This is a genomic window from Erythrobacter sp. SN6-5, assembly GCF_057364945.1.
In genome coordinates this window covers 348,339-360,266 of record NZ_CP200282.1, presented here as the reverse complement: position 1 = coordinate 360,266, position 11,928 = coordinate 348,339, and the positions used below count along the sequence as shown (strand labels likewise).

The following is an 11,928-nucleotide window of genomic DNA, read 5'->3' as shown; positions in this document are numbered from 1 at the left end:
GTGAATCCTAACCGTGGGGCTTAGTAACCTCACAGTGCACGCGCCGGTCAAGTTTCTGGCCGGGTGGCCGCACACGTATGTCCAGAGCTTTCGCTTAAAGGTGGCGGCGCTCTGTGCGTGCATGGAGTTACTAACACCCGGCTTTGCCCGGGAATGCCTCTTCATTCAAACTTGGGAGGCTATCAAATGAAATCACGATTGTATTGGGCGCTAGGAGCTGTCGCGCTCGCCGGAGCTTCATACGCCGTTCTGCATGACCCACAACCAACGACACACAATGGTCTAGTTCGTGTGCCTACAGGGGACGCGGATATCGACGCCAAGAACGCCCTTGAAGATGCTAGGAATGCATTTCGGCTTCATGAAGAGGCGAGGATGGATGGAGACTTTGCGAAAGCTCGCTTCTACCAAGAAGCCGCAGAAGCAGCGATCAGCATCGGCAACCGGGCCAGCGCTCAGGCCACAAGTGAGTTGCTAGGCGAAAGCAATAGCATCCCTGCTAGCTCCACTGACGATCTTGACGAATTAGAGCGAGCTGCAGATGAGGCAATTGCTGCGGTCGGTTCAAGCGCGCCCGATATAGAAAGTGCCGCCGACCCCCAAATGTTGGGCCACTTGCGCAATGCAGCTGAGTCATTGGAGCTGTCGTGCCGAAGCTACGGAACCAATTGTGACGCGGCTGAAATCAGCCGTAGGCAATACGAAGACGCACTTGCTGATCGATGATATTTGAAACCTTGCCCTTGAGCGGTAATACGAAACCATATTACCAGTTCAAGGCAAGGTCATTCAGGGCGAGCTAGCAATCGATAAACGCTAGCGCGACCGATACCCATTTCCTTGGCTATAGTGCTCGCACCCATACCAGCCGATTTCATAGCTCTGATCTGAGATGCATCGATGCTTGCCGGACGACCTTTGTAGACACCGCGTTTCTTAGCTTTCTCGATACCTTCGCGTTGCCGTTCTTTGCGGATATCTGTTTCGAACTCAGCCACAGCGCCGAGAATTCCGAGAACGAGTTTTCCCATGCTAGTCGTAGTATCCACCGCGCCTTGCTGAAGGCAACGGAAGCCAACTTTCTTGGCCTGAAGTTGATCGATGATGGTGTGAAGGTCTTTGCCAGATCGAGCCAAGCGGTCGAGCCGAGTAACTACAAGCGTATCACCTTCTCTGAGCCATTCTAGCGCGTCCTGAAGGGCGTCGCGACTGCCAGCTGATGTACCGCTAGCTTTCTCGGAGAAGAGCTTCACACAGCCAATCTCTGTCAACTGTTGCTCTTGAAGTTCTAAACACTGTGAGCTGCTGCTTACGCGAGCATAACCTACCATCGTCATTTCAATTCTCCTGCCTCATTTGGTTCTTGAGTCCTGAGAATTTAACGCCTCAAAATGGTGGGGTAACTCGTATGAGACGGTCTGTGGAAGCCGTACGTCTCCTCGGGAGCGTATACTTAGCCAAGACGGCCTGTGTCGAAATAGGAGTTTAGCCAAGTTACAGCTTTCCTATCGATTCCGCTCCTTGATCGGACGCTCGATCCGTCAAGCTCTTCGATCCATTTGTCATCAATCTTAGAATCTGGCGTTTCTTTGGAAAGTACTGCCTTGAGCCCGCTCGGTGCTGCAAAGCCCAAGATTAATCCTTCCACGAATTCGCCCTTGGCAAATTGCAATGCCAATATGGCAGAGACGATTGCCAGACCAGAAAGGCCAAACGCGTGCCACCAAAGCCTGTTGTTGGGAACAGGATGTTTGCCGACTACCGTGCATTTGTAGATTCTCTGAAACTCGAAGAAAAACAGGCCGAGGATGCCGGAACTACAAGTTACGATGATTTCTTTAAGTTCTTCACTCAACAGTCGATACCTTTAGCGTTGGAGCAAGAGGGTTAAATGTTGCAACCAATTTGCCTTCGATCAGGAATGATCTGCCTATCAAGCCTGGGCGATTGATACAGTTTCGCACGCTTCCAACGAAGAAACGCGTGCCCTCTGTACAGCCTTTGGCGCAAGGAGCGAGAAAGGGGCTGCCGCTCCATCCTTCAACAAGATTCAGATGCGCGTGAACGTAAATCGTTTCATCGGTTTCTGGGTCTCTTAGCCTTAGCCGCACTGGTTCCCGGCGGTAGCTGAAGTCAACACCTCGATGCGTATCTTCAATCATTAGAGCCGGATCAACGAATAACCCCAAATCCAAAAACTCTTCTAAACTAAAGTAGGACTCGTAGGCTCCCGAATCAAAGTGCACCTTCCATTCCGTTTCTTGAGTTTCGCCCTTCGCTGACATGGCGATCTTAGCGTAGGAGCCTTGCTCAAGTGAGCTGCCGCAACCACCCCAACTGTCCTCAATCTTAGTCCCTGTGCGAAATTGGAAGGGAATCCTGTCTCTTTCAAGCGCTAGAGCCTTTACATCTTCGCTATCGGGAATTTCGTCGGCGCTTGTTGCGACACGGTATGGCTTCTTTCTGGAGCCCAGATACATGGCCCAGACGATGCCCTCCCGCTTCCTAAGCTCGCTAAGTGCTCCCGACACAATACCTTTGGCTTCACGCCGCAAAGCCGCTTGCTGTTTTTTCGTCAGACCAATGTACCTGCTGTAACTTACGCGAAACGGACTTAGTACATTGACCTGTGTTTCATATGATCGAATCCCGCGATCAAATCCTTCATCTTCGACGAGCCGCACGAATTCTACAATTGGTTCAACAAACTTTGATTGAAATAACTCGCTGTCCGTATCCGCGACAAACTTGTCCAATACGATACCTCGAAGTTTCGCCGAGCTTGTGTAGTCCGCCAGCCTCTCTTCATTCTCTTTCAAATGTAGGAACGATGACAGGACACAGACGGGAAGCGCACGCCCGTTGCTTTGGAGGCGATCTAGAAACTCAAATCCGTTGAGAATGGATTTCTCATCTTGAGGGATCTGATCGGGCTTGTAGAATCTAATGTCTAAAAGAATGCAAGAATACGCTTCAGGTTTAGCCTCTAACTCGGCCATAGCCTCGTCCGGGTTTGCGAATAGGTCGACTTCGATGTCGTGCGACTTCAATTCTGATGCATACGGTTCTAGGTTTGCAGCGTGGTTGTCGACCCAAAGTACCCGACACATATTCACCCCTCATGAGCCAGTGGTAACAAAATATCGATCACTGTCCAATGAGGCACATTACTGCTGATATCAAGTGATCCATCGTGCAATTCAACTACTCGTTTTGCGATAGAGAGCCCCAAGCCTGTTCCTCCTCGAAGAGAGTACCCTTTTTCTAATGCTCTTTGGGGCTCAATTATCCCAGGGCCGGAGTCAAAGATTCGCAGGTAACAAAAATCATCATCTGCATCCAAATGGACTTCTATCCTCACGGTGCCACTGACTGATCTGATTACCCAGTGCTCCGCATTGTTTAAAACATTTCCAATTGCACGGTCGAGCCTATCTATATCTGCATTTATCATGACCGGCTCATCTGGGAAATTTGGATGAACGTCGATCTTTCTTTGCCTGTGAGACGCTCTTTGCTTTGAACGGAGTTCAAGGTCTTTGACGCGCGCGCGTAGCAATAACCTTAGGTCGAATGGAGTACGGTCAAGGAGGTTTGGGTTGCGCGCCTCTTCAATATATTTTTCTGCAAGTTCTTTTGCGGCACCCAGTTGCTTGGAAACAATGCCGAGGTTTTTTGTGTGCATTCTTGGATCAAGGCGACTTTTCTTAAGTGCGCCTAAGGCGCCGTTTGCCATAAAGAGAGTCTCTTTGATGTCGTGAAAGCGATCCTCAGCTGCCCTTCCCACCTCTAAAGACAAAAGCGATTTTTCAAGTGACTTGTCTTTGACATCCGAATTGGTTGCGTCATCGATGAGAAGTAGCCCCATTTCGATCATATTGTGAAGCAAGGCAGGTGTGACGGGCCAGCTTTGCTTCTTCACATTAGAGTGGAGTGCGTAAATCCCGATAAGGGTGCCATCAAGAACAATGGGAACAACGCGAAACGATTTCCATTTATACTTTTCGACCAACTTGGGGTGGTGAGTAGCTGCGGATTTGGTGAAGTGTCCGTCAGTTTGAGCGCGGGTTTCGGCGGCTCGTCCGACAAGACCTTCACCAATGTCCATCCCAAGGTTTCGTTCCTCGATTGTCGTGAAGAGTGTTTCAAGATTATTTGGGAGAAAGCGTGGCCGCCATATGAGCAGAGATGTATTCTCGTCGAGCAGGTCGTTTTCGTCGAGTAACTCGCTTAGTTGACGTTTGAATAATCGCTTGCTGTGTTGGACCTTGTCACTCAATGAATCGCACCATTTGCTCTAACCGATTCTTGAAAAATAGTATCAGAATAATTGCTTTTGCACACGCCCAAAGTGCTTTTGGCCAAGGTTACGAAAATCTGAGTCACTTTGTTCCTTCGTTCCTAAGTTCTTGAATGACTATTGTATCCAATCTAGTCGACGTGGCTTTCTTATATCTCATGCCCGTTCAACTGGTGGCGATGGGGCAATACTTATCTACAGCGTCGTTCGAAGCGCATTTGAGGAAGCATCTGGACGATTATCGCATCGAAGTCCTAAGCCGCCCTCGCGAGTTTGCATGCATCAATTCTCGCAAGGATCACGCTGCAATACTTCGACCTGTCTGAAGCGCCCGCTACTGACCTCTCGGAATTGTCAATAGCTGCGCTGCCAAATAGGCTGCGGCGGAGGGTCTCGTTTCTTTGAAGAATTGTTGGCAGACGGCGCTTTCATGGTCGAATAGACAATTCTCGGTCTCGGCGCGTCTAATTTCGAAGTCCCTTCGGAGTGCGATGAGGGCTACATATGTCGATCCAAGGCCAACCTCTCCCATCGCAAGAAAGCTGCCCCTCAAGACTCCAGGAGTGTTTGTCGCCCTTTGCGCTCCATATGCATGCCGATTGAATTCATAGCCATCTTCTCGAGGCGGGAAGCTTCGCAGGGATGAGCCCGGCACGGGCACCAATTGACCCGGATAAGGATTGAGCTTTGAAATATAGCGAAGAAAGCTCAATTTCGTGCCGCAAATCACCTGAATATAGCCGTGATCGCGCCTTGCCCGCCTGGGCAGGGAAATCAGCCGCATCTTGCTCCGATTGCTCATTGTGATCTTTTTGAGGATGTTTCCTGACCGGACGAGATTGCCCTGTTCGCCTAGCGTGAGTTGAATTTCGGCGAGGCCGGACGAGCCACCAGCTGTTGAACTGCCACCACGCGTCGCTCCGTGCCTCGGTATCAGCCGGGTAGAATGCGGCGACTTGATCAGGCGCGCTGGCGGTATTGAAGGTAAGGAGCCAGCTAGCCTAGCGCTTGCTCTTGCCGCGCGCCGGAAAGCTGCTAGCTTTCGCTGCAATGCAACAAGGGGAATATGCTTGAAACTGCCGGTCATTGCTTTCGCTTCATCATTGCTCCTCAGCTCTACGGCGCTTGTGGCGGAGACGGTCATTGTTACGTCCGACAGTATGATCGATGTGGAAAGTGGGCGGCTGCTCAATGACCCGGTGATCACAATCACTGACGGCGTAATCACCGATATTTCCTTCGATGAAGCGACCGATGCAGAGGCTGATGAAGTCATTGATCTCGGCGAAATGACGATCATGCCAGGTTTGATTGATATGCACGTTCACCTGACCAGCGATTCCGATAGCCATGGCTATCGCAGGCTCGCAATTTCTGATGAGCGCGCAACGATCACTGGCGTGGTGAACGCCAAGACCACACTGATGGCTGGGTTTACAACGGTGCGCAATGTTGGCGCGGGCAGTTTTGGCGATGTCGCATTGCGCGATGCGATCGCAGAAGGCGACGTGCCTGGACCGCGAATGTTCGTCTCTGGTCCGCCGATCGGGATTACTGGCGGGCATTGCTCGGACAACAATCTCCTGCCCCCAGAATATGAAGCAATTGGCGAAGGCGTGGCTGACAGCCCGTGGGCCGCGCGTTCCAAAGTGCGCAAAAACCGAAAGTTTGGCGCCGATTTGATCAAGACCTGCTCGACCGGCGGTGTTCTGTCCAAGGGGACAAAAGTTGGTGCGCCGCAGTACACTCTGGAAGAGCTGACCGCGCTTACCCAAGAAGCGCACAGCCACGGGATGAAGGTCGCTAGCCATGCACACGGAAGCGAAGGCATCATCAATGCTCTGAAGGCGGGCGTCGATACGATTGAGCATGCTAGCTTCATTGATGACGAAGGCATCAGGCTGGCGAAAGAGAACGGCGCATTCCTGTCGATGGACATTTACGTCACAGAGTTCATCTTGGGTGAGGGGGAGGCAGCGGGAATTTTGCCCGAAAGCCTGGAAAAAGAGCGGATGACTGGCCAGACGCAGCGCGAGAATTTCCGCCGGGCGCATGAAGCCGGCGTGAAAATGGTGCTGGGTACTGATGCCGGGGTCTACCCCCATGGTGATAACGCGAAGCAGCTCTCGCGCATGGTGCGTTTTGGCATGACTTCTGCGGAAGCCCTGCGGGCAGCAACATATAATGCTGCTGAAGCTTTGGGCCAAAAGGGAAATGTTGGTGTGATCAAGGTCGGCGCCTCGGGCGATATCATCGCGGTCCGCGGTAATCCTTTGGAGGACATCTCACTGCTCGAAAATGTGACCTTCGTCATGAAGCAGGGCGAAGTTTACAAGTCGGAGTAAGCAACCGACACAGTGCTTTTCCGCGCCTGTAACGTCGGATTAGACACATCGCCGCACGTCCAAAAGGCCCTCTACGCTCCTGGACGATTGTGATGCGTGCATTTTTGCAACAAAACTGCCTTTGAAACGCCTTTCGAGCGCCAACCGCCTCATATCATCTTGACACCATGTTGCATTGCAGCAAGCTTTCTCCTGGGAACAGAATACAACGTACAGGGGAATTTTATGCGCAGCTTCAAACTTTCAGGTCACGCACTGCTGCTTGCCGCGACCAGCATGGTGCCATTTGCCGCTCATGCGCAGTCTGGGCCGGATGAAGAGACGGTCGAAGAAGAGCAAGTTATTGTTGTTACCGGTTCGCGGATCGCACGTGACCCAAACATTGGCTCAGCGGCACCGATCTTGGCGCTTGATGCCGAGGAGCTGACACAGACTGGCACGTCCGACGTAGTCGATGTGCTGCGCGATATTCCTGCTCTTTCGACGTCGACGTCGGCAGAAGCATCCATTGATGGGGTATTCTCCGAGGCTGTTGGGCAATCGATTCTGAACCTGCGCGGGCTTGGAGCCAACCGGACCTTGGTTTTGGTCAACGGTCGCCGTCACGTTTCTGGTGTTGCAGGTGAACAAGCAGTCGACATCAACTCGATCCCAACTGCACTGATCGAGCGGGTCGAGACGCTTACCGGCGGTGCATCTTCGATATATGGTGCTGATGCTGTTACAGGTGTTGTGAACTTTGTGCTGCGTGATGATTTCGAGGGCTTCGAAGGAAACATTCAAGGGGGACTTTCGTCGCGTGGCGATTCATTTCGGATTAATACCGACCTTACTTGGGGCGTGAACTTCGCAGATGGCCGTGGCAATTTAGTTGTCTCGGGCGAATATGCCCGCGGGAATGAGCTGCAGTTTGGCGAGCGCGACTTTTCACGCAACAATGGCTTGTTCGATGATCAAGCAAACCCGGCACTTCGGTTCCAAGCCGGCGAGTTAGGCGGTGCTGATACGCCGAACTTTAACGGTAGCGCGCCCGGCTCGCTTATCCCAACCACCGGACTAGGCTTTACGCCAACTCCAGCGGAGCAGGCATTGATTGACCGTGCTGCTAACGCCACGACCCGCTTTATTGCGACCGATCCTCGTTTCTCACTGTCCGCCGCAGGAGGCGTCATTGCGCCAGGTGATATTGGCCTTTCTGACGGACCGGACATCAATGGCAATGGAATCGCCGATTGCCTCGAAAGCTCGGTGGGCTTTAACAGCACTTTCAATCCTGGTGCGTTTGGATTGGCTGGCGGTTGTGCGGTGATCAATGATGATGGCAGCTTGTCGGTTTACGAAGACGGTCTTGTTACCGGTACTTTCAACCAATTTGGCGGTAATGGCATTCCGAATAACTTTGATGTCAATTCACTGATTCCAGAGACTGAACGTTGGTCGGTGAACGCTAATCTCACTTTTGAAATTTCGTCAGAAGCAACCTTCTTCTTCGAAGGAAAGTTTGTATCCAATTCGGCGGAGTTTCAGGCGCAGCCAAACACCTTTTATGATTTGCTGACGATCCGGGCGGATAACCCGTTTATCACGCCTGAGCTAGAGCAGTTTGTTGCACCGCTCTTCTTTGGCAATGGCACGGATGAAGGTCTTTATATCACGCGCGATCCCGCAGATTTGGGACCAAACCGCAATCGCAATGAGTTTGAAACCCTACGTTTTGTCGCTGGTCTCAAAGGCGAAATCACTGATCACTTCAGTTATGAAATCAGCGGGAATTACGGTCGCTTTGATCAAACATCATTCGATGCCAACCGAGTGATCACCGATCGCTTCTTTGCGGCAATTGATGTCGTTTCAGACCCGGTAACCGGCAATCCTATTTGCCGTTCAGACATTGATCCCACTGCTCCAGCCACCACTCCATTTGGAATACCGGTGGGCGATCCTGGCTTCTTTACTTTCAATCCTGGTGACGGATCGTGTCGCCCAGCCAATATCCTTGGCGGAGTGGGCGCGATCAGCCAAGATGCGATCGACTTCATCACTACCACGACAGTGAATGAGTTCACGCTTGAGCAGATGGTCTTCAGCGCGGTCTTTACCGGAGATACTGGTGCATTTCTTGAGCTACCTGGCGGTCCAATTGGATTTGCAGGCGGCTTTGAATTCCGCGAGGAAATCAGCCGATCAAATTTTGATCCGCTGGTGCGCGGTGTGATTCCAGTGACAACACCGGATGCCACTGAGGGCGACTTGATCCGCGACTTGCCAACAGCGGCGAACTCCCTGGTCTTTGATCCCGATGCGACGGTTGACAATGATGGCGGTGAATTCACTGTTTATGAATTGTTTGGTGAAGTGCGCTTGCCAATCCTTGCCGGTGTGCCATTCGCAGAGACGCTCGAATTGAGCGGGGCGGCGCGCTATTCTGATTATTCGTCTGTGGGAACCACTTTCACGTGGAATGTCGGTGGTCTATGGGCGCCGACAGAAGACATTCTTTTCCGTGCAACATTTGCAGAAGCGGTTCGTGCACCTAACATCTCTGAGTTGTTCAGTCCGGCGCAAGGCGCGACTTTCCGCCCTGTTGATCCCTGCGACGTTGCGGAACTCGCGACGGCAAGTGATCCTGGCTTGCGCCAAGCCAATTGTGAGGCAATCTTTGCCAGCATTGGGATAGATCCGACGCTAGGCACCGGAACATATTCCTTTGTCGACCCGTTGACGGCGCGTTTCTCCGGTTCAATCGCTGGCAACCCGGATTTGCAAGAGGAATCTGCAACGACTTGGACCGTCGGGGCGCAGATCACACCTCGTTTCTTGCCAGGCTTTGTGCTGAGCGTCGATTATTACAATATCGAGCTTGAGGACGCGATCAACGCGGTAAGTGCGCAGGACATTGTCGACAATTGTGTCGATAGTTCATCGATCGACAACGCATTTTGCACCGCGGTGGATCGCCGTACAGACAATGGTGGCTTCCTCTTCCTGCGACAGTCGCAGATTAACTTTGCGAGGCAGGAAACTGCGGGGATCGAAGCATCAATGCAGTATCGTTTTGATATTGGCCCACTTGATTTCACTTTGAATGCAAGCGGTACCTGGGTCGATAAGCTCAATAATTTCTTCGACCCAAGCGACATCACTCTGGTTGATCCTGAACTTGGCGAATTGCAGCGTCCAGAATGGGCGGGTCGGGCTGGACTGACGGCTGAGTATGAGAAGCTCAGCTTCACTTGGTCGACGACGTATCTCGATAGTCAGGGGCTGCGAGCCGTGGAAATCGAGTCGGTCGGTAATGGACCGACCTTCCAATTTACTGCTGAAAACGGCCTTTCGAGCGATGCGTTCATTCACGACATTTCATTCAACTATGATCTGAATGACACGGTCGACATTTATGGCGGCGTCAACAATGTGTTTGACCGCAACCCATTTGTGACAGAGCAAGCCTTCCCGGTCAGTCCGGTTGGCACGTTCTTCTTCTTAGGCGCACGCGCAACCTATTAAGCGCACGCAAACAGTGACACCAAGGGGCGGGGCAGTTACCACACTGCTTCGCCCTTTGTGTTTTGGGTTATTATGACAAACGATGAGGTGGTTGATGCTGCGTAGGGTGGTTTTGAGCGTAGCGGCATGTGCGTCGCTAACGGCGTGTGATGCGATTAGCGGCACTTTCGGTTCGGGCGCCTGCGCTGTTCCAGAGTTGGCCGCGGCCAGCGCCAATCTTGGCAATGTGGAGGACCACTCCCTAGCGGACCTCGCGGGCATGCTGGAGGCGGGTGAAACCTCTAGCGAGGCCATTGTTACAGCCTATCTTGCGCGGATCGAGAAGCTTGACGATGCCGATGGCGGGCCCCAACTCAATGCCGTCCTCTCGCTGATGCCTGACGCGCTGGAACTCGCGCAGGCCAGCGATGCAGAGCGCTGCGATGGCGATGAGTTGGGCAGCCTCCACGGCATCCCTCTGCTGGTGAAGGACAACATCGAGGTCGCTGGCCCAGTCCCCACCACCGCCGGGTCCACCGCGCTCAGCGACAATGTGACAGACCGCGATGCCCCGCTCATCCGTAAACTCAAGGATGCGGGCGCGATCATCCTGGGCAAGACGAACCTCTCACAATGGGCGAACTTCCGCTCCACCAATTCCACCAGCGGCTGGACCTCGGTCGCCGGGCTGGTCAAGAACCCGCACCGCCTGCCGTTCAACTCCTGCGGCTCTTCCAGCGGCAGCGGCTCTGCCATGGCGGCGGCGCTGGCTGCGGGCACGATCGGCACAGAGACCGACGGTTCGATCATGTGCCCGTCCTCTGCCAATGGCGTGGTCGGTCTGAAGCCGACCGTCGGGCTGGTTTCGCGCACCCATGTCGTCCCGATCAGCCACACTCAGGACACCGCCGGGCCGATGACGCGCAGCGTGATGGACGCGGCCATGATGCTCACCGCGATGGTCGGCACCGACCCGGATGATGCCGCGACCGCAGAGGCGGATGGTCAGAAGACTGACTACACGGCGGAGCTTACTCCGGAAGGCCTCAAGGGCATGCGGATCGGCGTGATGCGAGATCAGGTGGGCGGTAACCCCGCGATCATAGAGCAGTTCGACGCCGCCCTCTCCGTGATGGAGGCGCAGGGCGCAGTGCTGGTCGAGATCGAGGCTCGCGGCATTAGCGACAGCGATCAGGAGGCGTTGGGTGAGGCGGAGTTCCTCATCCTGCTGACCGAGTTCAAGGCCGATCTCAACGCCTATCTCGCCACCACGCCGGAGGCCGTGACCACGCGCACTCTGGCCGATCTCATCGCCTACAACACGGCCAATGCCGAGGTGGAGATGCCGCATTTCGGCCAGGAGCTGTTCGAGCAGGCGCGGGCCCAGGCGGGCCTCACCGATCCGCGCTATCTGGAGGCGCTCAAGACGACCAAGCGGATTGCGGGCGTTGAGGGCATCGACCGGCTGCTGCGCGAGAACGACGTGGCCGTGCTGGTCTCGCCGACGCTTGGGCCGGCATGGCGCTCTACCCTGGGCGATGGGGACACGTTCTCCGGACCCAGCGCGAGCTGGCTGCCTGCAACCTCTGGCTATCCGCATCTGACGGTGCCGATGGGCGGGATCGAGGGTCTGCCGATTGGGATCAGCTTCTACGCGGGCAAGTGGTCGGAGGGGCTGCTGCTGAAGGCGGGCTATGCCTATGAGCAAGCCTCGAACAAGCGGCTGACCCCGCAGTTCCTGGCCGAGTAGCGCGCCTGCACGGGAGAGCTTGAGGACTGGCATGCGGCGCTTGATGG

General features: G+C 53.9%; 9 protein-coding genes. 4 read left to right on the top strand and 5 right to left on the bottom strand.

Going from position 1 to position 11,928, the window contains the following annotated elements; genetic code table 11:
- Positions 1-186 precede the first annotated feature (186 nt).
- Complete coding sequence (locus AC0V6Z_RS01690) at positions 187-726, top strand: hypothetical protein (RefSeq protein WP_472639693.1); 540 nt, start codon at positions 187-189, stop codon at positions 724-726.
- A gap of 59 nt (positions 727-785) precedes the next feature.
- On the opposite strand, the gene AC0V6Z_RS01685 is transcribed toward AC0V6Z_RS01690, so the two are convergent.
- From AC0V6Z_RS01685 to AC0V6Z_RS01665, 5 genes are all read right to left on the bottom strand, one after another.
- Entirely contained in the window at positions 786-1,331 is a 546-nt protein-coding gene (locus AC0V6Z_RS01685) for a recombinase family protein (RefSeq protein ID WP_472640817.1), read from the bottom strand.
- Between the two features lie 122 nt (positions 1,332-1,453).
- The gene (locus AC0V6Z_RS01680; RefSeq protein WP_472639692.1) at positions 1,454-1,855 is read right to left on the bottom strand and encodes a hypothetical protein; all 402 of its coding nucleotides are present in this window, start codon (positions 1,853-1,855) and stop codon (positions 1,454-1,456) included.
- Positions 1,848-3,050: a response regulator gene (locus AC0V6Z_RS01675; protein WP_472639691.1), complete on the bottom strand. Its 1,203-nt coding sequence runs from the start codon at positions 3,048-3,050 to the stop codon at positions 1,848-1,850. The genes AC0V6Z_RS01680 and AC0V6Z_RS01675 overlap by 8 nt, the downstream gene beginning before the upstream one ends.
- 62 nt (positions 3,051-3,112) lie before the next feature.
- Complete coding sequence (locus tag AC0V6Z_RS01670) at positions 3,113-4,279, bottom strand: ATP-binding protein (RefSeq protein ID WP_472639690.1); 1,167 nt, start codon at positions 4,277-4,279, stop codon at positions 3,113-3,115.
- 355 nt (positions 4,280-4,634) lie between these two features.
- Positions 4,635-5,387 (bottom strand): hypothetical protein, encoded by a 753-nt coding sequence (locus AC0V6Z_RS01665; protein ID WP_472639689.1) that lies wholly within the window; start codon positions 5,385-5,387, stop codon positions 4,635-4,637.
- Between AC0V6Z_RS01665 and AC0V6Z_RS01660 the strand changes: the two genes are divergently transcribed.
- The 3 genes from AC0V6Z_RS01660 (at position 5,371) to AC0V6Z_RS01650 (ending at position 11,881) form a co-directional block, all read left to right on the top strand.
- Positions 5,371-6,645, top strand: coding sequence for a Xaa-Pro dipeptidase (locus AC0V6Z_RS01660; RefSeq protein WP_472639688.1), 1,275 nt, complete (start codon positions 5,371-5,373; stop codon positions 6,643-6,645). The genes AC0V6Z_RS01665 and AC0V6Z_RS01660 overlap by 17 nt on opposite strands.
- A gap of 225 nt (positions 6,646-6,870) precedes the next feature.
- Positions 6,871-10,152: a TonB-dependent receptor domain-containing protein gene (locus AC0V6Z_RS01655; RefSeq protein WP_472639687.1), complete on the top strand. Its 3,282-nt coding sequence runs from the start codon at positions 6,871-6,873 to the stop codon at positions 10,150-10,152.
- Positions 10,153-10,246: 94 nt separating this feature from the next.
- Positions 10,247-11,881, top strand: a complete 1,635-nt coding sequence (locus AC0V6Z_RS01650) for an amidase (RefSeq protein ID WP_472639686.1) — start codon at positions 10,247-10,249, stop codon at positions 11,879-11,881.
- Positions 11,882-11,928 lie beyond the last annotated feature (47 nt).